Consider the following 25567-nt stretch of genomic DNA (forward strand, 5'->3'; position numbering starts at 1 on the left):
CTCCGGTCTGGATATAGGCGGCGAGGCCGTAGGGCGTGTCGTTGCCGATCCGGACCGCCTCGTCCTCGCCATCGAACGGGATCATCACCAGCACCGGGCCGAAAATTTCATTCCGGGCGATATGCATGTCGTTGCTGACATCGGCGAACAGGGTCGGCTTGACGAAGAAGCCGGTCTCGAAGCCCTCCGGTTTGCCGAGCCCGCCAATAACGACCCGGGCGCCCTCCTCGATCCCCTTGCGGATATGGCCCTGCACCCGCTCGAACTGGAGGGCGTTCACCAGCGGGCCGATATGGTCTCCCGACTTTTGCGGATCGCCCACTTTCACGGCGGCGGCGAAGCGGCCTGCGAGGGAGACCGCTTCCTCGTAAACCGCGCTTTCGACCAGCAGGCGGGTCGGCGCATCGCAGGACTGGCCGCTGTTGGAAAAACAGTTCTCGACGCTGAACTGGATCGCCGCCGGCAGGTCGGCATCGGCGAAGAGGATGTTCGGCGACTTGCCGCCAAGTTCCAGCGCCACCCGGCGGATGCCCTCAGCAGCGGCGGTCATCACCTGTTGGCCAGCCCGGGTGGAGCCGGTGAAGGACAGCAGATCGATCTCCGGATGCGCGGAGAGCGCGGCGCCGGTGACCGGGCCGTCCCCATGCACCATGTTGAACACGCCGGGAGGGCAGCCGGCCTCGGCCAGCACCTCGGCGACGAGACCGGCGGAGAGCGGGGCATATTCGCTCGGTTTCAGCACCATGGTGCAGCCGGCGGCAAGCGCGGAGGCCACCTTGGCCATGACCTGATTGACCGGCCAGTTCCATGGCGTGATCAGCCCGGCGACACCCGCCGCCTCATCTCGCAGCGTACTGCCGCCGCGCAGACTCGGCCGCTCGAACCGATGCGCCTCGAGCGCCTCTATCGCCGCCGTCAGAAGAGCATCGCCGCAGGGCGCCTGGCTGTCCCGGGAAAAGTCCCGTGGCGCGCCCATTTCAAGTGTGATCGCTTCGGCGATCTCGTCGCGGCGCCGGAGATAGATCTTCAATGCCCGGCGCAGCATGTCCGCGCGTTCGGAAACCGCCGTCTCGCTCCACATCTCGAACGCTTCCCGTGCGGCTTGCACCGCACGGTCCACATCGGCTTCGGAGGCCAGAGAGATTACCGCCACCGGCTTTTCCGTTGCCGGGTTCAGAACGTCGAAATCGCGGGCCTCGGATGGGGCAACCCAGGTGCCGTCGATATAGAATGCGCGCCTGTCCAGCATGGCTTTCTCCCGGTTATGACCGCCTGATTATGCACGGCCTTGCGGAATAATTTCATATCCCGGCTCTTCCGGCTCGTCATCTTCCATTTCCGCCGGGAAGCCGGGGGCGGTGATATCGAGACCGGTTGCTTCTTCCAGACGTTTGATAATGTTCGGCGACAGCTCGCGCGGGCCGAAACGCTCGATCCCGTCCCGGAAAATGTCACAGATCAGCGGTGACATCTCCAGCGGCACACCATGCGTTTCGGCAATTTCCTGGAACAGCCCGACATCCTTCAAGACCAGATCCATGGTGAAGCTGATATCGCGGGAACCATTCAGGATGACCTGGCTTTCGGTCTCGTGAACGAAGGAATTGCCCGACGAAATCTTGATCGCCTCGAAGGTGGTGTTGAGATCCATGCCCGCCGCCTTCGAGGTCACCAGCGCCTCGCACAGTGTGAGCAGATTGGCGGTCGCGAGATAGTTCGTCATTACCTTCAGCACCGACGCGGTGCCGAGGTCGCCCGTGTGCAGGATGCGGCGACCCATCATGGTCAGAACCGGGAGAATTTTCTCGAAAATCGGCCGGGAACAACCGGCAAGAATGGCGATATTGCCCGTCGCCGCCCGGTGGCAGCCGCCGGACACAGGGCAATCGACGGCTTCCCCGCCCTTCGCTGTGACAAGCGCGCCGAGCCGTTTCACCTCTTCGGCATGAGTGGTCGACATCTCGGCCCAGATGGTGCCGGGTGTCAGGCCTGCGAGAATGCCGTCCTCACCTTCCATCACGGCGGCGGAGATCGCCGGGCTGGGCAGGCAGGTGATGATCACGTCACACGCCTCTGCCATGGCCTTCGGGCTTTCGCCAAATGCCGCGCCCTTGTCGAGGAAGGGCTGCACATGTCCCGGATCGAGATCGCGGACGATCAGATCCGCGCCGTTCCGGATCAGACATCCGGCCAGTTTCGCCCCGACATTGCCGAGCCCGATAAACCCAATTTTCATTGCCATTCCCCGCTGTCTGGCGCCTTGAAAAGGGGAGCTTGGCGAGATGGAATGCAAAAGGAAATCGATAAATAATTATCGGCAAACCAAGCTGTGCTTATAGCGGCGTTACGCTTTCGGCCCGACCGAGAACGCCAGCGTGCGGCTGATAACGGACTGGGATTGGCCGCTCTCTTCCCCCCACCGATTGAAGGCCGCCTGAATTCTGGTCAGCGCCGTTTTGGACGTAGCCGGTCCGTCTATCACGCCCGCAACCTTCAGCGCGGCGGTGACATCCTTCGACAGAACGAACCCGTCCCGCCCGACAAAGCGGAGGAAATACTGACCGGTCAAACCACCAAGCCGGTTGCCATGCTTCTTCAGGTAATCCAGCAGACCGATATGGTCTGCCGCATCCCAGTTGGCGATGAAACGGCCGGCGCTGCCGTCAAGGGCGGCCATCTGTTCCACCAGCCGCGCATTGTCACGCACGGCCAGAATCTTCGGCTTGTTCCGGATAATCTCCGGATTGCCGAGAAGCGACAGCAGCCGCTCCGCGCTCATCTCGCTGTTCACCGCAATATCGAAACCATCAAAGGCCTCCTCGAATCCCGGCCATTTGTTCTCGATGATCTTCCAGACGAACCCGGCCTGAAAGACCCGCCTGGACATTTCGGACAGGATGCGGTCGTCGGGAAGGGATGCCGGGTCTGGCGCGTCGGCCAAGGTTGCAAGACGGGCATCAATGGCCTGCGCCCCACCGTGATGCGCTTCGGCCCTGGCGCGAATTTCCTGAAAAGACTCACTCATCGGCCTCGCCCGTACGGTTGTAGAGTTCCGTGCTGAGATATTTTACCCCGCTATCACACATAATGGTGACAACGCTCCCATTCGAGCCCAGATCGGCCGCAACCCGCAGTGCCGCAATCACATTTGAGCCAGTTGAAGTTCCAGCGAAGATGCCCTCTTCCCGGGCAAGCCTTCGGGACATGGCCATCGCTTCTCCGGTGGATACCGTTGCGATCCCGTCAATCAGCTCCGGATCCCAGAGCGGCACGACGAACCCCGCGCCCACGCCTTCGATCCGGTGCGCTCCGGTCTTCCCTCCGGAAAGAACCGCCGATTCACTGGGCTCGACGGCAATGGTCCGGATGGAGCTGCATTTCGACTTCAGAAACGCGGAGATACCGCGCACCGACGCCGCCGTGCCCGTTGCCTGCACGAACGCATCCACCACGCCATCCGTCTGCTGCCAAATCTCCGCACCCATCGCATGATAGGCAGCAAGCTGGTCCGTATTCTTCAGTTGATCCGTCCAACAGGCGCCCGTCTCGCCACGGATTCTGTCCGCCTCGGCGATCATGGCATGGGTCAGGGCGGCATCCATCCGGCCTCCGTCGCTTGGGACGATGGTCAGATCCGCACCGAGCGCCTGCATGTGACGCCGCTTCTCGATGCTGAAAGCGTCGGACGAAACGATATGCAACAGGTGCCCCTTTACGGCACAGACCATGGCAAGGGAAATACCGGTACTGCCGCCGGTATATTCCACCACCGGAGCGCCGGGCCGCAGCCTGCCGTCCCGCTCCGCCGCCTCGATCATCGCCAGCGCCATGCGGTCCTTCATGCTGCCGGTCGGGTTTTCGCTCTCTATCTTCAGGAACACCCGCGCGGAACCTTCAGGCACGATTGCCTTCAGCTCGACCAGCGGAGTGTCGCCGATCCGACTCAGGATGGAACTCTCAACGACATTCATAACCACCTCCGGAGAACTCTGGTGAGGTGGACGGTAGGCGTATATTTTAGTGCCGCTAAGATCGAATTATCCAAACAATGTGGATATTATTTTGAACACTGAATGGGACGACCTCCGTTTCTTCCTCGCCCTCCGTAGAAAGGGCTCCCTGCGCAAGGCAGCCGACGCGCTCGGGGTCAATCACGGTACCGTCCTGCAACGCCTGAAAAGACTGGAGGCGGCGCTGGGCGCCCGCCTGTTCGACCGCACCCGCAACGGGTTGCTAGCAACGGAGGCGGGACTTGAGCTGACACTCCATGCGGAACAGATGGAGGAGTCCTTCCGCAACGTCCGGGCCGCGGTTGGCGGCAGGGACAAGGCTCTCGCCGGGACGATCCGGGTCAGCCTGCCCTTTGCCCTGTTCGAAGCCGGGCTTTCAGGAGCGCTTGCGGATTTCGCGGAACGCTATCCGGGAATCGATCTTGATCTCGATGTCGGAGACCGCTTCTCCCGCCTTGCCGATCTCGAAGCGGATATCTCGGTGCGCATGGCCTTCGCCGTCGAAGACGAAGCCATCGGCCAGCGTATCCTGCAATATCACAAGACAACCTATGCAACTCCTGAAACTTGCGCCCTGCTTGCAGAAGGCGATCCCGGCGTCACGTGGCTCGGCTGGAAGGACTCCGAGGACGAGCATCCCTGGACGGATAATACCGGTTTTCCAGGCCTGCCGCTCCGGCACAAGGCACCAGAGCACCGCACACAAATCGGCATGGCCGGGAGCGGACCTTATCTCACGCTACTGCCCTGTTTTCTCGGGGACAGTACATCATCGCTTGTCAGAGTGCCTGGCGGCACCATGATCCCGGACCGCAGCATCTGGCTGCTATACCGGACGGACCTTCGCCGGACCGCCCGCATCCGCGCGTTGCACGATGCCCTGAGAAGCCATTTCCGAGAGAACAGGCTTTTCTACGAAGGCACAGCCCAAGATGGCCGCAAAACAACCAAAATCATTCACCAGCATGTACCCGAACAAGGTGGCTAACGAATATCTCTCATGAGAAACTGCGATCATTGATGAGGAGATCAGATATGCGAAGCGCAATGAAGATGGACATTCCCGGCAAGATTCTGCTCGGCATCGGGGCCGCATTGGCGCTGTTCGGCTTTATCGCCGCCCTTCTCATGATCAGGCACGGCGAGCCGTTCCTCGGCATGGTGAAAACCGGCCTGTGGATGCTGGCCGCATACGCGGTCATTGGCGGCACAATCGCGCTCGCCCTCACCATACGGCGCGGCAGGACGAGCAGGCACCGCAGCGCCTAGCTGTCCGCCTGCATCAATAAGCCTTGCCGCGTGCCGTCACCGGCCACAGGCACTCGACCGCACCGCCGCGCACACCGACATACCAGTCGTGGATATTGCAGGTCGGGTCACAATGGCCCGGCACCAGCTTCAGCTTCTCGTTGATCCGCAGCACGTCACCCGGATCACGGATGGTGCCATGCTCATCGGAGCAGGCGGCATATTCCACATCGTCCCGCCCGAAGATGACCGGCAGGCCTGAATCAACGCTCTGCACCTTGAGGCCCGCATCGCAGACCGCCTGCCCCGGCTTGGCGGTACTCATCACGCTCGTCAGCAGGAAGAACGCGTTTTTGAATTCGGAGATAGGTGCGCCGCCCTCGTCCCGGACCTGCTGGTAATCCGCATCCATGAAAGCGTAGGAGCCGCATTGCAGTTCCGTATAGACCCCGGAATTGCCCTCGAACGGATAGGAGCCGGTGCCCGCTCCGGTGACGCTCGGGCATTCGATGCCCGCTTCGATCAATCGATCCCGCGTGTCGCGTGCATGGCCGATCGCCGTCTCGATCCGGGCCTTGCGTTCGGCAAAGTCGCGCACATGCTGCGCCCCGCCGTGATAGGCCTGAATGCCGCGAAATGTCAGTCCCGGCGCGGCGACAATGGCTTTCGCCAAATCGACCGAGGCAGCGCCCGGCTCGACACCGCAGCGCCCGGCGCCGCAATCGATCTCCACCAGAACCTCGATCATGCTGCCGGAGCGGACCGCCGCGTCCGACAGTTCGGCCACATTATCGATATCGTCGATACAGACGCCGACACGGATCTTCTTCGCCAGTTGTGCCAGCCGCTCGACCATCAGCGGGCTGCGCACCTGGTTCGTCACCAGGATATCGGCGATGCCGCCGCGCGCGAAGGCCTCGGCCTCGGAGACCTTCTGACAGCAGACCCCGACGGCACCGCCCTGCTCTATCTGGTAGCGGGCGATGTCGGCCGATTTATGCATCTTGCCGTGGACACGCAGATCAACGCCCATATCCGCCGCGAAACCGCGCATTGCCGCGACATTATGCTCAAAGGCGTCCAGGTCGATCAGGAGGCAGGGCGTCTGGATATCAGCCTCGCTCATGCCCACAGCGGCAGGTACATCGAACCCGACATCCAGCGTTCCGGCTCCGTTCATGATGGTAGTCCCCCCTAGCGCGGCCACGCGGCCAGAACGACCACGATCAGCATCGACAGCGCCATGCCTTTATTGATGAAAGATTGTGTCCGGTCCGAAAGGTTCAGTCTCTTCAGCGAAACACCGGCCCAGAGCCAGACCAGATGCACGGGAATCCAGATCGCATTGATGATCACGAATTTCAGCACGATCTCCGTGCTCTGGTTCTCCGCCATGAAGTGGAACCCGGAAAACAGGGTCGTGTTCACCGCATAGGCTTTCGGATTGATCAGTTGCAGGCCGAAGCCGCCTACCATCCCCGGCGCGCTCTGGCGTTCCACGAAGGCGATTTTCGAGCCTGCCCAGCCGATCCGGAAAGCCAGATACAGCAGATAGGCGACCGACCCGTAGAGCAAAATCGGCCCAAGGATGGGATTTGCCAGAACCACGGCGGCAATCCCGGTGACCACGAGAATGGCAACCGCGTTGGTGCCGAGGAACAGCCCGACCAGAAACCGCAACCCGGACGAAAACCCGTATCCCGCGCCGATGCCGGCCGTTGTCAGCACACCAATACCCGGCGTGATGAGCAGAAAGAAAATCGCCGTAATAAAGGTCAGCATGGGAACTCTGGAAATAAAGGACGGGAAAATCTGCCCGGGAGACTATCCGGATCCCCAAGACTGTCAAATGCTTCAACGCCGGCCACTCGGGCAAAAATCAACCCTGACTGTGTGTTCCGACTAAAAAGCATACCTCCCATGCAGATTGCCCCGGACGCATTAACGGCTTCTTTAATTTCAAAGAGTACAAAGGTGCACTTCTTGCAGAGTGAGAGAACCCGGGAAATCCAATGATCAAGCTTCACGCACGTCTCTTCGGCCTCGTATTGCTGGCATTGCCATTTTTTAGTCCGGCGCCGGCCGTCGCCCTGACATTGTCGGAAAAAGCGGCGATTCAGGCCTTCATGCAGCGGCATGTGGACGGCAAGCTCATCGATGGCGCTCTGCTCTATCTGAATCAGAAAACAGACGAGGTACAGCGTCTGCACCCCGTCACGGCGCATCCCATGATCCTGACCATGGACGAGCATTACGTGCTCTGCTTCGACTTCCGGGACGACAGCGGCAAAACCGTTCCTGTCGACTATTACATTGCGCGCCGGGACAGCGAGTATGTGGTTTTCCACACCTCCATTGCCGAACGGACATTGTTGAAGCGCCTGATGTCAGAGGGAAAGGTCTCGAGGCTGCGCTAACAGCGCGGAGCCACACGCCCGGATGAAAAACATGGACATCAAACTGGCACTGCGGAAACGCCTTAAAGTCAAATTGCTGGCAATTGTAGGCACGGCTTTTCTCGCGCTCATTGTGCCCGGAATCTGGGCGCTGCTCCAAACAACCTCGCTCGCGGACGAGGAAATGCTGGCAACCCGGATGGGAAACCTGACCGCGCGCACCGCGCTCGCGCTTGACCGCCATCATGCCTACAAAAACCCGCTTCTGGCACGGGACCTGATGTCTCCTTTGGCCGCGGACCGGGCCTTTCTGTGCGCAGAGATTCATGAAGTCGGCCATAAAACCATTATGGCGCTCCCATCGTCCCAGGGCTGTCCGCCGGGGCTGGATGGGCATGAAATAGAGGTTCCCATATCCGTCGCGCCCAAATGGCGCCTGCGCGTCCTCTTCACCGATTCCGAACTGCGCGCCGCACGTCAATTCGAATACACTCTGGGCCTGTCGGTCATCGCCGTTGCATTTCTCGCGGCCATGGTTGCCGTTGTGGCCGGATTTGCATTCCTCGTGGAACGACCGCTGATGCGGTTGCTTACAGCCATCCGGAATTCCTCCGAAAGCGGTGAGATGCAAACCGCCGACTGGCAGGGCAGCGATGAAATCGCACAAGTCGTTTATGCCTATAATACAGTGGTCGAACGTGAACGTCAGCGCGAGCAGGCCCTGGTCAGCACGAACGAGGAGCTGCGCCGCTCGGAAACGGATCTCAGCGACCTGAACAGGCAACTGGAAGACCGTGTTGCCGACCGTACGCGCGCGCTGGAGCTGGCCAAGAAATCCGCCGAATTCGCCAACCACTCCAAGACCCGTTTCCTGCGCGCCATGAGCCATGAGCTGCGCACCCCGCTTAATGCGATCATCGGCTTTTCCGACATCATGGTGCAGGGCACCCTCGGCAGGCTGGAGAATGACCGGTACCGGGAGTTCTCCGGAGATATCCGGGACAGCGGCCGACACCTCCTGAAAATCATCAACGAATTGCTCGACATCGCCCGGATCGAGGCCGGGCAGGATACGCTCGAGGAAGAAATCGTCAGCGTCAATGTGATGATGGCGGAATGCATGCGGCTGGTGGACCCGCTTGCCAAAGAGCGTTCAATCACGGTGCATAATTCCGAGATCGATTCCGAACTCGTGCTTAACGTGGACACAACGAAGGTGAAGCAAATTCTGCTCAACCTGCTCGGAAATGCCGTGAAATACACCCCGAACGGCGGCAGCGTTCATGTCGCCGTGACTCTGCGGCCACGCCACGGCGATCCGCGTAAAGGCGGGATCGAGTTTCACATCCGGGATACCGGCAAGGGCATGTCCGCGGACCAGATTCCGCAGGCGATGGCCGCTTTCGAACGCCTGGACAATGAGATCACGGCATCCCAGAGCGGCACCGGCCTCGGCCTGCCACTGGCCCAGATGATGATCGAGCTGCATGGCGGCTCGCTCACCCTCGAAAGCGAGGTCGGCGTCGGCACGACGGTCTCCGTCTGGCTGCCGTCTTCCCGCGTGGGCTATATGAGGTCCGTGGTCAACGACAACCCGCCGATCAAGAAAGCCTGTTGATCCGGTGCGGGCTCAGCTCCGCGCATCCAGCATCTCGTACATCGCCTGCATCGCCGTCAGATAACCGCGCGGGCCAAGACCGCAGATCACGGCTGTCATCGCCGCCGACAGCACGGAGTGGCTGTGCAGTGCGTCGCGGGCATGGATGTTGGAGATATGCAGTTCGATCTTCGGCCCCTCGAAGATCTTCAAGGCGTCGAAGAGCGCAACCGAGGTGAAGCTGTAACCAGCCGGGTTGAAGATCAACCCGTCGGCCTCCTCCTCGGCTTCGTGGATCATGTCCACCAGCACGCCTTCCTGATTGCTTTGCCGGAATTCCAGCGGACCGCGCGCCGCCTCCCGGCACCAGCCTTCGACTTCAGCAAGCGTCGTATACCCATAGATCTCCGGCTCTCGCTTGCCGAGCTTGTTCAGGTTCGGGCCGTTCAGGATATGGATCCTGTGTGTCATGGCGTTGCGCCTCCCTCTCATCTTTCCGTCTTCTTGCGTGCCTTCCGGCGCGGCGCTCAAGTAACGCGCCTTTGATCTCTTCCGGCAAGCCGGAGCACCGGATGGGCTTGAAATTTTTTCACATACACCGGCTATCCTGTCCGGGTGAGGATTATGGGATCACCCAGGGAGGACGAGATGGACACGTCGAAGATCGATCCGCGTATCTACGCGCTTTACGACCAGTATTGTCACAGCAGCATGAAGCGCCGGGAATTCCTGAAGCGGGCATCCACCATCGCCGTGATCGGCGGCTCCGGCCTTGCCATGGCCGAGGCTTTGCTGCCGAACTATGCGGCTGCGCAGACGATTTCCTTCACCGACCCCAGGATCAAGGCAACCTACGAGACCTACGATTCACCCGGCGGCAATAGTGGCGAGATGCGCGGTTATCTGGTGCAGCCCGCGGGCGAAGGCCCGTTTCCCGCCGTTCTGGTCGTGCACGAGAACCGGGGCCTCAATCCTTATATCGAAGACGTCGCGCGCCGGGCCGCCGTCGCCGGGTTCCTGGCCTTCGCGCCGGACGGGCTCTGGCCTGCGGGAGGATATCCGGGCAATGACGATGACGGCAAGGTCCTGCAGGCTGGTCTCGACCGGGGCAAGATCCATGTCGACATGCTGAACGGCGCGAAATTCGTGAAATCCCATCCGCTCTCGAACGGCAAGCTCGGCGCCACCGGGTTCTGCTTCGGCGGCGGTGTGGTGAATTATCTCGCCGTCGAGATGGGAGCCGATCTCAATGCCGGCGTTCCGTTCTACGGACGTCAGCCGGCGGATGCGGACGTGGCCCGGATCAAGGCACCGCTACTGGCTCACTATGCGGAGGAAGATCCCCGCGTGAATGCCGGAATCGAAAGCTTCGACGCGGCCCTGAAGGCGAACGGTGTCGATCATGAGATCCACGTCTATCCCGGCACAAATCACGGCTTCCATAACAACTCGACGCCCCGTTACAACGAGGCGGCCGCGAAACTTGCCTGGGAGCGGACAACGGCGTTCTTCGCCGCCAACCTCGCGGGATAAGCGGCGCGATCAGTGCGGGTCGGGATAATGCGCCGCGACCTCGGCACCGGCCTTGAACAGCAGATCGATCATGCGTTGCTGTGACAGGGTCGGCCGCCAGTTGCGGCGCACGGACAGGCCGATCTGCCGTGGCGCGGCGGGCACACGAAAGTTCAGCCGGGCCAGGATGTTGAGGGATTCTTCGTGCCGGATCTGGTGCGCCGAGATCAGCGCCACCGCATCGCTTTCCGTCAGGATGCCCCGGATCAGGATCAGCGAGCTGGCCTCGACGACATGGGTTGGACGAAGATCCGGAAATTTCTCGAACATTCCCTCGAAATTGCCACGGGTCGGCGCCCCGTGGCGGGGCACGATCCAGCTGTAATCCGACAGATCTTCCAGCGTGATTTCGGACCGTGCGGCAAGCGGGTGGCCCGGACGGGCCACCAGTGCCAGCCGGTCCTCGAACAGCGCCTGCTGCTCGATATCCGCAACGGCTTCCGGCGCCCTGAGAGCGCCGATCAGCATATCGATCTCGCCATAGCGCAACGCATCGACAAGGGTCTCATAAGGGCCGTCCACCACGCTCAGATAGGCGTCCGGGCGTTCATCGAGAAAGGCGTTGATGGCATGCGGCAGCAGATAGGTCCGGGCCAGCGGCAGGGTGCCGATCCTGACCCGCGCCGTGTCCCGCCCGCTCCATGCCGCGATATCCTCCAGCGCCTGCTCCAGCTCCTCGAAGGCAAGGGCCGCATGCCGCGCCAACCGGTCCGCCGCGCGGGTCAGCACGACCCCGCGCGAAACCACCTCGAACAGCGCGATCCCGGCGTCTTTCTCAAGGCTGCGGGCCATGCGATAGAGCGCGGACTGGGACATACCGATCAGACGCGCGGCCCGTGAAAAGCTGCCGGTCTTCGCCACCGCCAGAAGCGCCCGCAACTGGGCGGCGGTGATCCGGCGTCCAAATCCTCCCGCCTGCCCGCCGGCCTGTTTCTGGCCCCGACGCACGGCGGGCCGTGTCCCTTCTTCAATATGCTGGATCGCTCCTTCGGCCCGCTGACGGAACAACGCGCCCGGTTCAGTCAGCAGTAACCCCTCCGTCGTCCGCTCGAACAAGGCCACGCCGACCTGCCCCTCGAGCTTCGCAATCGCTTGCGTCACAGCGGGTTGCGAGAGGTGAACCCGGTGCGCGGCACCGCTGATGCTGCCGAGCTCGGCAACTTCGCAGAACGCCCTCAGATGGCGAAAGTTAATGCGATTGACATCCATCGGACCGGCAGCCTTACACGTTACAAAAACCAGTATGCATAAATCTTATACAGCTTGGCGCCGTTTGAAATTGGCTGATCCGGGCCCGCGCCGCATATTCGATGGAATTTCCCAGTTGAGAGGCGAGAAATGGCAGGAAACAAGACCGCGCTGGTCATCAGCGCCCATGCGGCCGACTTTGTCTGGCGCGCGGGCGGCGCAATCGCGAAGCATCAGACTCTCGGTTACGACGTCACCGTCGTCTGCCTGTCCTATGGGGAACGCGGCGAGTCCGCCAAGCTCTGGAAAGAAAGCGGCATGACGCTGGAGAAGGTCAAGGCCGCGCGCCGGACCGAGGCGGAGAATGCCGCCGTCGCCCTCGGCGTGCACGATATCCGGTTCATGGATCTCGGCGATTATCCGCTCATTCTGGAGCGCGATGACAAATACAAACTGGTGGACATCATCCGCGAGGTGCAACCCAGCTTCATGATGTCTCACTCGCAATACGACCAGTACAATACCGACCATATGTACACGACCGGGATCGCCCTCGAGGCGCGGATGATTGCGCAGGCCTGGGGGCATAATCCGGGCGAAAAGGTGCTCGGTGCGCCGCAGCTCTATCTGTTCGAGCCGCACCAGACCGAACAGATGGGCTGGAAGCCGGACACTTTCCTCGACATCACCGATGTCTGGGACAAGAAGCGGGCCGCCATCGAGTGCATGGAGGGCCAGGAACATCTCTGGGATTACTACACCAACGTGGCCGAAAACCGCGGCAACCATTTCCGGCGCAATTCCGGTGGCCAGTCCGGCGGACGGCCGGCGCGCTATGCCGAGGGCTTCCAGTCCGTCTTCCCGCGCACCGTCGATGAGCTGTGATCATGAGCGAACCCTGTTTTGACGTCGCTCATCTCGGTCATGTCGAACTGCTCACGGACAAGTTTGAGGAAAGCCTGAACTTCTTCGTGAATATCTACGGCCTGACCGAGAGCGGCCGGGACGCGAACTCCGTCTATCTCCGCGCCTTTGACGATTACGAATTCCACACGCTGAAACTCACCCCCTCCAAGACCACCGGCGTCGGCCATATCGGCTACCGGACAAGTTCTCCGGAAGCGCTGGAGCGGCGGGTCAAGGTGATCGAGGAGATGGGCTGCGGCATTGGCTGGGTGGACGGCGATCTCGGCCACGGCCGGGCCTATCGCTTCACCGATCCGGACGGCCATATCTTCGAGCTCTATTACGAGACGAACAAATACGTGGCCCCGCCGGAAGAAAAGTCGGCGCTCAAGAACATCGCCCAGCGCTTCCACGGGCGCGGTGTCGGCGTCCGCAGGCTCGACCACCTGAACCTGCTGGCAACGAATGTCGAGGCGATCCGGGACTTCATGCTACAGGCCCTAGGCTCTCGCGTGACCGAGCAGATCATGCTCGACACCGGGAAACTGGCAGGCTGCTGGTTCACCGTGAACAACAAGAGCTACGATATCGCCTATACGCAGGACCATACCGGCGTGAAAGGCCGGTTCCATCACGTCACCTACGCCGTGGACCAGCGCGAGGAGATCCTGCGCGCTGCCGACATCTTCCTGGAAAACGGCGTCTATATCGAAACCGGCCCGCACAAGCACGCGGTTCAGGGCACCTTCTTTCTCTATGTCTATGAGCCCGCCGGCAACCGGGTCGAGGTCGCCAATGCCGGCGCCCGCCTGATCCTTGCGCCGGACTGGGAGACCGTCACCTGGACCGAGAGTGACCGCAAGAAGGGCCAGGCCTGGGGCCTGAAAACAATCCCGTCGTTCCACACCCACGGAACACCGCCTGTTGCAGAAGGAAGCCACTGATGGCCGTCGTCATCCAGAATATCGAGCGTGCAGATCCCGCGATCATCAAGGCGCTCGGGAAATGCGGGGTCGCCTCCGTGCATGAAGCGCAAGGCCGCAAGGGCCTGCTCGCCTCCTATATGCGGCCGATCTATTCCGGTGCCGCCATCGGCGCCTCCGCCGTCACCATCCTCGCCCCGCCCTGCGACAACTGGATGATCCATGTCGCCATCGAGCAGCTGCAGCCGGGCGACGTGATAGTCATGGCCACCACCTCGCCGTCCGATGCCGGATATTTCGGTGATCTGCTGGCCACCTCGGCAAAAGCCCGCGGCGCCGTCGGCATGGTGCTTGATGCCGGGGTGCGGGACGTGCGCGACCTCACCGAAATGGGCTTCCCCGTCTGGTCCAAGGCCATCGGCGCCCAGGGCACGGTGAAGGAAACGCTCGGCTCGGTGAACGTGCCGGTGGTCTGCGCCGGGGCCCAGGTCAATCCGGGCGACGTGATCGTTGCCGACGATGACGGGGTCTGCGTCGTCCGCCGCGAGGAAGCAGCCGAAGTGCTGGAAAAAACCCGCGCCCGGATCGCGCTTGAGGAAGAGAAGCGCCAGAAACTCGCCAGCGGTGTGCTCGGCCTCGACATGTACGACATGCGGGGCAAGCTGGCCGAAAAGGGCCTGAAATATGTCTGACGGCATCCGCGCCATGTGGATGCGGGGCGGGACATCGAAGGGCGGTTATTTCCTGGCCTCGGACCTGCCCGCAGACAGTGCGGAGCGGGACCGGCTGCTGCTCCGGATCATGGGCTCGCCCGATCCGCGCCAGATCGACGGGCTCGGCGGCGCCGACCCGCTGACCTCCAAGGTCGCCGTGGTGAAACCGTCGGAGCGCCCCGGCGTGGATGTCGACTACCTGTTCCTGCAGGTTTTCGTCGATCAGGCCATCGTCACGGACGCGCAGAATTGCGGCAACATCCTGGCCGGTGTCGGCGGTTTCGCCATCGAGCGAGGCCTTGTCTCCGCCCAAGAGGGCAAGACGCCGGTGACGATCTTCATGGAGAACACCGACCAGACCGCAATCGCCGAGATCAAGACGCCGGGCGGCCAAGTGCGTTATGACGGCACGGCCCGGATCGACGGCGTGCCGGGCAGTGCAAGCCCTGTCGCAATCACCTTCCGCGACACGGCGGGAAGCACCTGCGGCGCCCTGCTGCCCACCGGTAATGCCGCCGACATCATCGATGGCGTTGAAGCCACCTTGATCGACAACGGCATGCCCTGCGTGATCCTGCGGGCATCGGACCTCGGCATCTCCGGGACCGAGACCCGGGAAGAGCTGGAAGCAAATGCCACCCTGAAAGCCCGGCTGGAGGCGATCCGCCTGAAAGCCGGGCCGCTGATGAACCTTGGCGACGTGACCGACAAGTCCGTTCCGAAGATGACTATGCTCTCTCCACCGCGGGCGGGCGGCGCGATCTCGACACGCACCTTCATCCCGCATCGCTGCCACGCCTCCATCGGCGTGCTCGGCGCCGTCAGCGTCGCCACCGCCTGCCTGATCGGGGGGGCAGTCGGCTCGGAGATGGCGGTGATACCGGAAGGCCCCCGCAAGAGCATGCCGATCGAGCACCCGATCGGAGAGACGACGGTCATTGCGGAGACGGACGAAAGCGGCGCCGTGACCGCTGCCGGAATTTTACGGACCGCCCGGAAGCTTTTCGACGGTATTGTGTTCCCCTAAGAAACTGAAAATCCCTTCCGACGGAAACGCACCATGACACAACGCATCACTTTCATCGGCTTCGGCGAAGCCGCTACCGCCTTTGTCGACGGCTGGACGGACGTCACCGATATCCGCGCCTTCGACATCAAGACGGATGACGAGGCCCTGCGCCCCACCCTGCTTTCCCGCTACCAGAAACATGGCGTTGCCGGGCGGCTCAGTGTGCAGGAAGCCGTCACGGATGCGGACATGATATTCTGTACCGTTACCGCCGATCAGGCACCGGTCGCGGCACAGGCCGCCGCCCCGTATCTGAAGCCGGGCGCGCTCTGGTTCGACATGAATTCCTGCGCCCCGTCCTCGAAACGCCAGGCGGCGGAGACGATCGAGGCCGTCGGTGCACGCTATGTCGATGTCGCCGTCATGGCTCCGGTCTATCCGCAGCAGAACCTTGCGCCCCTGTTGCTGGCGGGACCGCACGCGGCCGAGGCCGAGCCGCTTCTGAAAGCCTTGCCGATGGCACCGGCAATCGTCGAGGGACCGGTCGGATCGGCATCCTCGATCAAGATGATTCGCTCGATCATGATGAAAGGGCTGGAGGCGCTGACCGCCGAATGCGTTCTTGCCGCCGTCAATGCCGGGGTCGACGAGGCCGTTCTATCCTCGCTCGGGAAGACTTACCCCGGCATCGATTGGCCCAGACAGTCCGCCTACAACCTGGAACGCACTCTCGTTCACGGCGCACGCCGCGCGGCGGAGATGCGGGAAGTCGCCAAAACCGTGTCGGATCTCGGGTTTCCGTCAGACATGGCCACGGCCACCGTCGCCTGGCAGGAGCGTCTGGGGGCCGTGGAGCGCGACAGGGAACTCGACCTGGAAGCTGCCGACTACCGCACGATCGTCGCTGACATCACCCCCGGCCTGCGCCATAAGGACTGAGACCCCGGGCACTGGCCGCCTCACAGTTTTCGCCAACCCGTCCTCCCGACACTCTATGCATAAAACTTATGCACTGCGTTCGTATTGAATTTGAAGCCGCATGGGCTTCGGTCAACACTCGCTCACATGTGTGCCGTGCCAATCGGGCGCGGGCAGAAGTCTGAATATCAATCGGGCGCCACACGATCAGCGAACACAATTCCATCAACGTATGGAATGTTTGGGAGGACCATAATGAACTGGACAACACGCTTCCGCTCCGTGGCGGCAGGCGTCGGCATGCTTGCCGTTGGAGCCTCCGCTCCGGCCTTTGCCGACGGTCTCGACCTTTCCGGAAAAACAGTCAATTTCGTGATCCCCTTCTCGGAGTCCGGCGGCTCCGCGAAATGGGCGAACTTCTACGCGCCGCTGCTGAGCGAGGCCCTTCCGGGCAAGCCGACCGTCGCGGTCAAATACATGCCCGGTGCCGGGTCCACCAAGGGTGCGAACTGGTTCCAGAAGCAGACATACGAGGACGGAACCACGATTTTCGGCTCCTCCGGCTCGACCCAGTTTCCCTATATGCTCGACGATCCGCGCGTTCGCTTTGAATATAACGACTGGCATGTCGTGCTCGCTTCCGGTGTCGGCGGCGTTGCCTATCTGCCGCCGGATATCGCCAAGAAATTCGACGGCGATGCGGATGACCTGAAGGACATCAATTTCATCTGGGGCTCCCAGGGCGCAACACGGCTCGATCTGGTGCCGCTTCTGGCCTGGGAAATGCTCGGCATGAAGGTGGAGCCGGTATTCGGCATCAAGGGCCGTGGCGACGGCCGTCTGATGTTCGAGCGTGGCGAGGCAAACATCGACTATCAAACCTCGCCGGCCTATCTGAAAGCGGTCGTGCCGCTGGTCGAAGCAGGCAAGGCCGTGCCGATGATGAGCTGGGGCGCGCTTGACGCCAATGGCGATATCGTCCGTGATCCGACCTTCCCGGACATTCCGACCTTCAAGGAAGTCTGCGAGGCGACCGCCGGCTGCGACACCACCAGCGATGCCTGGAAAGCCTGGAAAGCCTTCTTCATTGCCGGCTTCCCGGCACAGAAGATGGTCTTCCTGCCGAAGGGGGCACCACAGGAAGCCCGCGACACCTATCAGAAGGCCTTCGAGGCAGTGCTTGCCCGCCCCGACTTCAAGAAGCTGTCGGAAGCCCGGCTCGGGATCTACCCTCAGCTCACCGGCAAGCAGGCGGAAGCAACACTGAAGCTCGGCACCCAGGTCGACCCGAAAGCGAAAGCCTTCGTGAAGAACTGGCTGGATGAACGCTACGGCGTGAAGCTGAACTGATCAGGCTTGTATAAGCGCCCCCGGACCAGACTGTCCGGGGGCGGGCTGATTTTATTTCTCCAGGGACTTCATCATGGACCTGATTTCAACGGCGTTGCCCGCTCTCGGGGACGCTTTTGCCTTGATTCTGCGCCCCGAGCAGATCGGTTACCTGATCCTCGGTGTGGTCCTTGGCCTTTCCGTCGGCGTCTTTCCAGGGCTCGGCGGCATTGCCGGGCTGTCCATGGTTTTGCCTTTCATCTTCGGCATGGACCCGGTTTCCGGGCTGGCCCTGATGGTCGGGCTGATCGCCGTTATTCCAACCTCGGATACCTTCGCCAGCGTGTTGATGGGGATACCCGGCTCCTCCGCCAGTCAGGCGACGGTGCTCGATGGTTTCCCCCTGGCAAAGAAAGGCGAAGCGGCGCGGGCCCTGTCGGCTGCCTTCGCCTCCTCCCTGTTCGGCGGACTGCTCGGCGCCGCCGTGCTGACAATCTTCATCCTGATCGCCCGCCCCATCGTGCTCGCCTTTGGCCTGCCCGAAATGCTGATGATCACCGTGCTCGGCCTGTCGGTCGTGGCGACGCTTGCCGGACGGGTTCCGCTGAAGGGCATTGCCGCGGCGGGGCTCGGTCTGATGGTCGGCACCATCGGCGAGGCCGGTGCCGGCGGCAGCCTCAGAATGTCGACCTACGATGTGCCTTACCTGATCGACGGGCTGAGCCTGGTCATCGTCGGTCTCGGCATTTTCGCCATACCCGAAATCATCGGCCTGCTGCGGCATGACCGGCCAATCGCCGGATCGGACAGTCTGGGGGCGGGCTGGGCTGCTGGTGTGCGTGACTGGTGGAAGAATATCTGGCTGTCCGTCCGCTGCTCCGTCATCGGCGTGATCGTCGGCGTCATTCCCGGGCTCGGCGGCTCCGTCGTCGACTGGATCGCCTATGGCCATACGGTGCAGTCCTCCAAGGACAAGTCCAAATTCGGCTCCGGCGATATCCGGGGCGTGATCGGCCCGGAATCCTCGAACAATGCCAAGGAAGGCGGCGGGCTGGTACCGACCATCATCTTCGGCATTCCCGGCAGCGGCTCGATGGCGATCTTCCTTGGCGGCCTCGGCCTGCTCGGCTACGACGCCGGCCCGCAACTCATTCAGAACAACCTCGACATCACCTACACGATCATGTGGTCGCTCGCCCTGGCGAATGTCATCGGCGCCGGGCTCTGCATCATGCTGTCGGGCAGCATCGCCCGGCTGACCACGATCCGTTTCACCCTGCTCGCGCCTTTCCTGTTCATGATGATTGCCTTCGCGGCTTTCCAGTCCCGTCAGGACCTGGGCGATCTCGTCAGCCTGTTTGCCGTCGGCCTGCTGGGCATCCTGCTGCGCCGTTTCGACTGGTCCCGCCCGGCCTTCCTGATCGGCTTCGTGCTGTCTCACCAGACCGAGAACTTCACCAACATGGCCAACCAGGTGGCCGGAGCTAAATTCCGGGTCGGGCTGGAACAGGGTCTCGAATATATCGCCTCACCGATCGTTCTGGTCATCCTCGCGCTCATTGTGGTTTCCGTGGTGATCGGCATTCGGCAGGCGAAACAGATTCTTCCCGAAGGCACCGTCAAGACGGGCACAAAACGGGCGCCGATGCTCTTCCTGCTGGCCGTGACCGCCTACCTTGCCGTTGCCTGGCTCGATGCCCTCAGCATTCGTCTGGTCAGCGACAAGATCTTCCCGCTGACAATCTCGTCGATCACGCTGGTCTGCTGCCTGCTGCTGCTCATCCAGATGATGCGGGCACCGGAAACGGATGCTGTCTTTGCCGACCGGGAAGCGCCGGGGAATCACGACCATACGGGCGCCGGGCTCTGGGGCACGCTTGCCTGGTTCGGCGGACTTCTGGTGCTGTCGAGCCTGCTCGGCTTCATTCTCGCACTGGCGATTTTCCTGGTCGCGTTCCTCTCCATCCGGGCACGCCTCAAATGGCCTCGCGTCCTTCTTCTGAGCGGAGCCGGCATTGCGCTGATCTGCATCATGGCCTACTCGCTGAACCGGGATTTCCCGCCGGGCTTATTGCAGGACATGATGCGCCTGCCATGGCCGCTGGGGTGATCGCCGCATGCATGCTCCAGGCATTTCATGCGCAGCCATATTCGATTTTTGAATAGGCCCGGCACTGATTGAATTTTAGCCTGACACCGCTGGCTGGTAGCTTTCAGCCAGCGACAGACACCGGCGAAGAGGCTTCGAATGGCCGAAATTTGTTGGAGATTGGCCAGATTTTAATAACGAGCGGCCGAAAATTAGAATAATTATAGAAACGTGAGAAAACCGCTCGGCCACCCAACAAGCCGATCTCAATCCGGCCGTGTGCCGTAGCTCATCCGGGAGGTAACAATGAAACTCAGACTTATTAGCACCGCCATTGCGGCGGCTGCGCTGCTCTCCACGTCGGTTGCCGCACAGGCCGCCGAAGTCACCCTGACCATGGCCCATTTCCTCAGCCCGAAGGCCCCGCCGCACGCCAAGTTCCTTGAGCCGTGGGCACGCAAGGTCGAGGCTGATTCCAACGGCCGCATCAAGGTCGAGATCTTCCCGTCCATGACCCTCGGCGGCAAGCCTCCGGAACTCTACCGCCAGCTCCGGGACGGCGCGGCCGATATCGTCTGGACCCTGACCGGCTATACCCCGGGCGTCTTCCCGCGCGTCGAAGTGTTCGAATTGCCGGGCGTTCATGGCGGCTCCGCCGAAGCGACGACCCTCGCCATCCAGGACAATTTCGACAAGATCGCCGAGGACTTCAAGGACATCAAACCGCTGCTGCTGCATGTGAACGCGGGTAATGCCATCCACCTCGTCAATGGCTGCATCGACGGCGTTGCCGACCTGAAGGGCCTGAAACTCCGCACCCCGTCCCGGACGGGCGGCTGGATGATTTCCGGCTGGGGTGCAGAGCCGGTCGGCATGCCGGTTCCCGCTCTGCCGCAGGCCCTCTCCAAGGGCGTCGTAGATGGTGCCCTGATCCCGTTCGAGATCGTTCCGCCCCTGAAAGTGCAGGAGCTGACGAAATGCTCCGTCACGGGTGCGAATGGCAGCCGCTTCGGCACGTCGGTCTTCATGTTCGCCATGAACAAGGACCGCTATGAGAGCCTGCCGGACGATCTGAAAGCCGTCATCGACAACAATTCGGGCATGTCCATCGCGGACAAGGCCGGCAAGCTGTGGGACGAAATCGAAGGCCCCGGCATCATGCTGCAGGAAAAATCCGGCTCCCCGGTCAAGGCGCTCGATCAGGCAGCCACCGACGCCTTTGCCGCGCTCGGCGAACAGGTGACGGCGAAGTGGATCGAGGAAGCCAACGGCAATGGCATCGACGGCGCGGCCCTCGCGGCGGCCGCGAAAGCTTCCGTCAAAGCCCACACGAAGTAACCTTCACTTCAGTCCAACCGGTGGAGCACCCTCGGGCGCTCCACCGGCAATCGGGAGGTAACGCCGTGAAGCTGATTGAGCGGCTCGCGTCGCACTGGGCCCTGCTCGGGGGCATTGTCGTCTTTGCGATCATGATCGTCACATCGGTCAATGTCGGCGCCTTCGGCCTGGACCGGATCGCCCGCATGTACGGGACAAATATCTCCGCCCTGCCGGGATACGAGGATTTCGTGAAGCTCGCGATTTCCGGGGCGGCGCTGATGTTCTTTCCCTATTGCCAACTGCAACGCGGCCATGTGGTCGTGGACCTCTTCGCTTCGTCCTTTCCGGCCGGGATCGTCCGCTTTCTTGACCGGCTCTGGCTTGTCGCCATCGTCCTGCTGGCCCTCTTCCTGACCTACTGGATGATCCTCGGCATGGCCGAAACCCGGGATGACTCGGTCCTCTCTCCGGTCCTCGGCTGGCCCGAATGGCCCTTTTACCTGCCCGGCATCGCCTCACTCATACTCTGGGCATGCGTTGCAATCCTTCAGGCCGTCCGCGGAGACTCCCATGTTTGAACGCGAGATTATCGGCCTTATCGGCTTCGCCATCCTGTTCGGACTTCTTATCCTCAGGGTTCCCGTCGGGCTGTCCATGATCATGGTCGGCATCGGCGGCAACTTCGCGCTGTCGATCATCGCTCCCTATCTGCGGTTCGAGCCCTATCTCGCCCAGTTCAAGACATTGCTCTGGGGCACCGTCGCCAATTACGAGCTTTCGGTCGTCCCGCTCTTCATCCTGATGGGCTATCTCGCCAGCCACTCGAAATTGAGCCGTGACCTGTTTCAGGGCTTCAACGCCATGGTCGGACATTTTCGCGGCGGCGTCGCCATGGCGGCGATCGGTGCCTGCGCCGGGTTCGGCGCGGTCTGCGGCTCGTCCCTCGCCACCGCGTCGACCATGGGCCGGGTTGCCCTGCCGGAACTCGAACGGCTGCATTACGCCCCGCGCCTTGCCACGGGAACACTGGCCGCCGGGGGAACACTAGGCATCCTGATCCCGCCCTCGGTTGCCCTGGTGATCTATGCGATCATTGTCGAGGCCTCGATCATCCAGATGTTCCAGGCCGCGATCATCCCCGGCCTGCTGGCGGTGCTGTTCTTCATTCTGGTGATCGCGGCGATGGTCCGCCTGAAGCCGGAACTGGCTCCCGAAGTCTCCGTCATGACACCGCCCGAGAAACGCCGCGCCCTGCTCCGGCTGATCCCGGTCGTGGTGATCTTCGGCTCCATCATTCTCGGCCTCGGCATCGGCCTGTTCACACCGACACCGGCAGCCGCCGTCGGCGCGATGGCGATCCTGCTGTACGGTATCCTGCTCCGCTTCAAGAGCCGGGATGCGGGTCTGTCCCTGTCCGGGATCAAATCCTCGATCCTCGATACCGCCGTCACCAGCGGCATGATCTATTTCATCCTGTTCGGTGCCGAGGTTCTGAAAGGCTTCTTCGCCCGGGCCGGACTCCCGGCGGCGATGGCGAGCTGGGCGACGGAGAGTGGCGTCGATCCCTGGATGCTGATGATCCTGCTGCTGCTGATGCTGATCGTGCTCGGCTGCTTCATGGACTCGCTGGCCATGATCCTGGTCGTGGTGCCGTTCTTCTGGCCTGCCCTGGTCGAAATCAATGGCGGCGACTATGCGACCGCCGCCACCGCCGCCTACGGGCTCGGCATCGAGGATCTGAAAATCTGGTTCGGTATCGTCGCCCTGGTCGTGGTCGAACTCGGCCTGATAACGCCGCCCGTCGGCCTCAACGTCTTCATCATCGCCACCATGGCACGCGGCATCAGGATGGGTGAGGTCTTCGCCGGGGTCATGCCGTTCTTCGGCGTCGAAATTATCCGGATCGCCATTCTTCTGCTGCTGCCCGGTCTCTGCCTGTTCCTGCCCCACCTTTTATCCGGAGGGTGATGACCCAAAAGGAAGTCCAACAAAGAAAAAAATAAAAACCGAGGGAGGTTTCCATATGACGAGCGACAACCGCATGAACGGCGGACAGGTGATCATTGATTATCTGATCCGCGAGAAAGTGCCGTATGTGTTCGGGCTCTGCGGCCACGGCAATATCGGCATCATCGACGCGATGTACGAACGGTCGGACGATATCAAGACCATCTCCGTGCATCACGAGAGCGTCTCGGGCTTCATGGCCGACGTCTATTACCGGGTCTCCGGGCAGCCGACCGCCACCTTTACGTCCTGCGGTCCAGGCTCGGCCAACATGCCGATCAGCCTCGGCAACGCCTTCCTCGATTCCGTTCCCTTCCTCGCCATCACGGGCAATGTGCCGACCGGACAGTTCGGGCGCGGCGCCTTCCAGGAACTCTACCGGCATTACCAGGCCGACTTCCCCTCCACCGTGCAGGCCTATTGCAAACGGGTCTATCAGCCGACCCGGGGCGAGCAGGTGCCGCTGATGGTGCGCCAGGCATGGAAGACCATGGTGACCGGCCGTCCGGGCCCCGTGGTGCTCGACGTGCCGTTCGACATCTTCAAAGAAGCCTCCGCCGAGGAAACCCCGAACCCGGAGGAATGGACACGCAATATCTCGTCCCGCTGCGGAGCCGATCCGGATGGCGTGATCGAGGCGGTCGACATGCTGCTCGGCGCGGAGAAGCCGGTCATCGTCGTCGGTCAGGGCGTGCGCTATGGCGGCGCTTCGGAGCTGCTGGTCAGTCTGGCCGAACGATTGCAGATCCCTGTCGCCTCCTCCGCCAGCGGGCTCGGCGCGATGCCGGTCGAGCATCCGCTTTCCGTCGGGCTGGTGCAGCGCGGCGGGACCTATCAGGCGAACCATTCCTGCCGGCAGGCGGACGTGCTGCTGGCCCTTGGCGTGCGGTTTGACGACCGGACCTCCAGCTCGTGGCTGCCGGGTTACTCCTTCACCATCCCGCCGACCCGGCTGATCCATGTCGATATCGACCCGGAGGAGATCGGCCGGAACTATCCGGTCGCCCTCGGCCTGATGGCGGATGTACGCACCTTCCTGCGTCAGGTGCATGAAGAGCTGGACCGCCGGGACCTGTCCTCCGGTCCGTCCAGTGCCAAGAAAAAATGGCTCTCCGACATCGACGGGTATCGCCGGGAATGGGACGCCTTCGTCGCCCCCGGCATGACCGACGACAGCTCCCCGATCAACCCGCAACGCGCCGCCGTCGAGATCGACAAGGCGCTGCCGGAAGACGCCATCCTGGTCAGCGATATCGGTGTGCATCACAACTGGCTGCTGCAGTTCTGCAAGCCGACCCGGCCGGACTCGCTGATCGGCTCCATGGGCTTCGGGCCGATGGGCTTCGGCGTTGCCGGTGTGCTGGGGGCCAAGCTCGCGGCGCCGGACCGGCCCTGTGTCGCGGTCTGCGGCGATGGCGCCTTCTTCATGCATGCGAACGTGCTGGGAACGGCCGTCGAGTACAATATTCCGGTCGTCTGGATCGTCTGGAACAACTACGCCTACGGCTCGATCCGGGGACTGCAGCGCGGTTATCTCGATGGCCGCGAGCTGGCGACGGACTTCCATCATCCGGGAACGGGCCAGCCCTACAATCCGGACTTCGCCGCCATGGCCCGGTCCGCCGGTGTCGAGGGTATCAGCATCGACAGGGTCGGCGATCTCGGCGACGCCATCCGGACCGGCATCGCCAGCAACCGGCCCTACCTGATCGATGTGAATATCAGCGGCGACCTGAACCCGCCGGGCGCCGGTGTCTGGGAAATCCCCGGCCTTGGCGTGAACAAGCCCGCTATCGGGGAGCGCTATGTTCCCTAGCCGCTGGTCCGGCAAAACGTCATCAAAACAAATCAATGAGGAAACGCATCAATGATCCCTGATAATTGGGACCCCGGTAATTGGGATAAGGAAACCGACGTCGTCATCGTCGGGTTTGGCGGCGCCGGTGTCGCGGCGGCGGTATCGGCCTACGATCTCGGCTCCAAAATCATGATTCTGGAGAAGGCGCCGAAAGGCCTGCATGGCGGCAACACGCGGGTCGCGGCACAGGGCTATCTCAACGTCTCGTCCAAGGACGATGCTATCGCCTATCTCACCGCGCTGTGCGGCCCCTACAAGGTGCCGGAAGAGATGATCCGCGTCTGGGCCGACGAGATGGCCGTCAATAACGAGTGGCTGGCCGGGCTCGGCGGCGATCCGCAGGAACACCAGCACCCGCCGGCGGGCATCGAGTTTCCGGAACTGCCCGGCGCGCAAAGCTCCCACAAGTTCCATGACGGCCCGAAGCTCGGCTATGGACTGACCTGGGACCGGTTCGAGAGCTTCGTGCTGGAGCGCGACATCC

The 25567-nt window shown here is 62.2% G+C and carries 25 protein-coding genes; 17 read left to right on the forward strand and 8 right to left on the reverse strand.

The annotated features are described in order from the left end of the window. The 4 genes from AAC126_RS15135 to AAC126_RS15150 all read right to left on the reverse strand — a co-directional run. On the reverse strand, window positions 1–1249 hold a 1249-nt coding region (locus tag AAC126_RS15135; RefSeq protein ID WP_339854738.1), incomplete at its 3' end, for an aldehyde dehydrogenase family protein. A gap of 27 nt (window positions 1250–1276) precedes the next feature. Further along, complete coding sequence (locus tag AAC126_RS15140; RefSeq protein ID WP_339854741.1) at window positions 1277–2236, reverse strand: NAD(P)-dependent oxidoreductase; 960 nt, start codon at window positions 2234–2236, stop codon at window positions 1277–1279. A gap of 108 nt (window positions 2237–2344) precedes the next feature. Then, window positions 2345–3025 (reverse strand): DNA-3-methyladenine glycosylase I, encoded by a 681-nt coding sequence (locus tag AAC126_RS15145; RefSeq protein WP_339854743.1) that lies wholly within the window; start codon window positions 3023–3025, stop codon window positions 2345–2347. Next, the gene (locus tag AAC126_RS15150) at window positions 3018–3971 is read right to left on the reverse strand and encodes a cysteine synthase family protein (protein WP_339854745.1); all 954 of its coding nucleotides are present in this window, start codon (window positions 3969–3971) and stop codon (window positions 3018–3020) included. Before AAC126_RS15150 ends, AAC126_RS15145 begins: the two co-directional genes overlap by 8 nt. 91 nt (window positions 3972–4062) lie before the next feature. Here AAC126_RS15150 and AAC126_RS15155 point away from each other — a divergent pair, with 91 nt between their 5' ends. Next, window positions 4063–4998, forward strand: a complete 936-nt coding sequence (locus AAC126_RS15155; RefSeq protein WP_339854747.1) for a LysR family transcriptional regulator — start codon at window positions 4063–4065, stop codon at window positions 4996–4998. 47 nt (window positions 4999–5045) lie between these two features. Next, a complete protein-coding gene (locus AAC126_RS15160) occupies window positions 5046–5279 on the forward strand; it encodes a hypothetical protein (RefSeq protein ID WP_339854750.1) in 234 nt (77 codons plus the stop codon). Between the two features lie 13 nt (window positions 5280–5292). Here the strand turns inward: AAC126_RS15160 and AAC126_RS15165 are convergent, their stop codons facing one another. Next, window positions 5293–6438 carry a DSD1 family PLP-dependent enzyme gene (locus tag AAC126_RS15165; RefSeq protein WP_339854752.1) on the reverse strand — a complete coding sequence of 382 codons (1146 nt, stop codon included), beginning with the start codon at window positions 6436–6438 and terminating at the stop codon, window positions 5293–5295. Between the two features lie 14 nt (window positions 6439–6452). Continuing rightward, the gene (locus tag AAC126_RS15170) at window positions 6453–7040 is read right to left on the reverse strand and encodes a LysE family translocator (protein ID WP_339854754.1); all 588 of its coding nucleotides are present in this window, start codon (window positions 7038–7040) and stop codon (window positions 6453–6455) included. Window positions 7041–7270: 230 nt separating this feature from the next. Here AAC126_RS15170 and AAC126_RS15175 point away from each other — a divergent pair, with 230 nt between their 5' ends. Both AAC126_RS15175 and AAC126_RS15180 read left to right on the forward strand, forming a co-directional pair. Beyond that, a complete protein-coding gene (locus AAC126_RS15175; protein WP_339854756.1) occupies window positions 7271–7675 on the forward strand; it encodes a hypothetical protein in 405 nt (134 codons plus the stop codon). 31 nt (window positions 7676–7706) lie between these two features. After that, window positions 7707–9272 carry an ATP-binding protein gene (locus AAC126_RS15180; protein WP_339854758.1) on the forward strand — a complete coding sequence of 522 codons (1566 nt, stop codon included), beginning with the start codon at window positions 7707–7709 and terminating at the stop codon, window positions 9270–9272. 12 nt (window positions 9273–9284) lie between these two features. Here the strand turns inward: AAC126_RS15180 and AAC126_RS15185 are convergent, their stop codons facing one another. After that, complete coding sequence (locus AAC126_RS15185; RefSeq protein ID WP_339854760.1) at window positions 9285–9722, reverse strand: type II 3-dehydroquinate dehydratase; 438 nt, start codon at window positions 9720–9722, stop codon at window positions 9285–9287. A 153-nt stretch (window positions 9723–9875) separates the two neighbouring features. On the opposite strand from AAC126_RS15185, the gene AAC126_RS15190 reads away from it, so the two are divergent. Further along, window positions 9876–10784 (forward strand): dienelactone hydrolase family protein, encoded by a 909-nt coding sequence (locus AAC126_RS15190; RefSeq protein WP_339854762.1) that lies wholly within the window; start codon window positions 9876–9878, stop codon window positions 10782–10784. A 9-nt stretch (window positions 10785–10793) separates the two neighbouring features. On the opposite strand, the gene AAC126_RS15195 is transcribed toward AAC126_RS15190, so the two are convergent. Beyond that, on the reverse strand, window positions 10794–12032 hold the full coding sequence (locus AAC126_RS15195) for a LysR family transcriptional regulator (RefSeq protein ID WP_339854764.1): 1239 nt from the start codon (window positions 12030–12032) through the stop codon (window positions 10794–10796). Window positions 12033–12161: 129 nt separating this feature from the next. On the opposite strand from AAC126_RS15195, the gene AAC126_RS15200 reads away from it, so the two are divergent. From AAC126_RS15200 to AAC126_RS15255, 12 genes are all read left to right on the forward strand, one after another. Beyond that, complete coding sequence (locus AAC126_RS15200) at window positions 12162–12896, forward strand: PIG-L deacetylase family protein (RefSeq protein WP_339854766.1); 735 nt, start codon at window positions 12162–12164, stop codon at window positions 12894–12896. A gap of 2 nt (window positions 12897–12898) precedes the next feature. After that, a complete protein-coding gene (locus AAC126_RS15205) occupies window positions 12899–13861 on the forward strand; it encodes a catechol 2,3-dioxygenase (RefSeq protein ID WP_339854768.1) in 963 nt (320 codons plus the stop codon). Beyond that, window positions 13861–14532: a 4-carboxy-4-hydroxy-2-oxoadipate aldolase/oxaloacetate decarboxylase gene (locus AAC126_RS15210; RefSeq protein WP_339854770.1), complete on the forward strand. Its 672-nt coding sequence runs from the start codon at window positions 13861–13863 to the stop codon at window positions 14530–14532. The genes AAC126_RS15205 and AAC126_RS15210 overlap by 1 nt, the downstream gene beginning before the upstream one ends. Further along, window positions 14525–15580: a 4-oxalomesaconate tautomerase gene (locus AAC126_RS15215; protein WP_339854773.1), complete on the forward strand. Its 1056-nt coding sequence runs from the start codon at window positions 14525–14527 to the stop codon at window positions 15578–15580. The genes AAC126_RS15210 and AAC126_RS15215 overlap by 8 nt, the downstream gene beginning before the upstream one ends. A gap of 33 nt (window positions 15581–15613) precedes the next feature. Then, a complete protein-coding gene (locus AAC126_RS15220; RefSeq protein ID WP_339854775.1) occupies window positions 15614–16501 on the forward strand; it encodes a DUF1932 domain-containing protein in 888 nt (295 codons plus the stop codon). 234 nt (window positions 16502–16735) lie between these two features. Beyond that, window positions 16736–17830 (forward strand): tricarboxylate transporter, encoded by a 1095-nt coding sequence (locus AAC126_RS15225; RefSeq protein ID WP_339854776.1) that lies wholly within the window; start codon window positions 16736–16738, stop codon window positions 17828–17830. Window positions 17831–17903: 73 nt separating this feature from the next. Beyond that, entirely contained in the window at window positions 17904–19919 is a 2016-nt protein-coding gene (locus tag AAC126_RS15230) for a tripartite tricarboxylate transporter permease (RefSeq protein ID WP_339854778.1), read from the forward strand. A 285-nt stretch (window positions 19920–20204) separates the two neighbouring features. Continuing rightward, on the forward strand, window positions 20205–21236 hold the full coding sequence (locus AAC126_RS15235) for a TRAP transporter substrate-binding protein (protein WP_339854780.1): 1032 nt from the start codon (window positions 20205–20207) through the stop codon (window positions 21234–21236). Between the two features lie 65 nt (window positions 21237–21301). Continuing rightward, window positions 21302–21796, forward strand: coding sequence for a TRAP transporter small permease (locus AAC126_RS15240; RefSeq protein WP_339854782.1), 495 nt, complete (start codon window positions 21302–21304; stop codon window positions 21794–21796). Further along, window positions 21789–23186, forward strand: coding sequence for a TRAP transporter large permease (locus tag AAC126_RS15245; protein ID WP_339854784.1), 1398 nt, complete (start codon window positions 21789–21791; stop codon window positions 23184–23186). Before AAC126_RS15240 ends, AAC126_RS15245 begins: the two co-directional genes overlap by 8 nt. A gap of 55 nt (window positions 23187–23241) precedes the next feature. Beyond that, window positions 23242–25041 carry a thiamine pyrophosphate-binding protein gene (locus AAC126_RS15250; RefSeq protein WP_339854786.1) on the forward strand — a complete coding sequence of 600 codons (1800 nt, stop codon included), beginning with the start codon at window positions 23242–23244 and terminating at the stop codon, window positions 25039–25041. Between the two features lie 51 nt (window positions 25042–25092). After that, the coding region (locus AAC126_RS15255) for an FAD-binding protein (protein WP_339854787.1) at window positions 25093–25567 on the forward strand (475 nt) is incomplete at its 3' end.

It is taken from the genome of uncultured Nisaea sp., from assembly GCF_963974195.1.
Lineage (GTDB): Bacteria > Pseudomonadota > Alphaproteobacteria > Thalassobaculales > Thalassobaculaceae > Nisaea.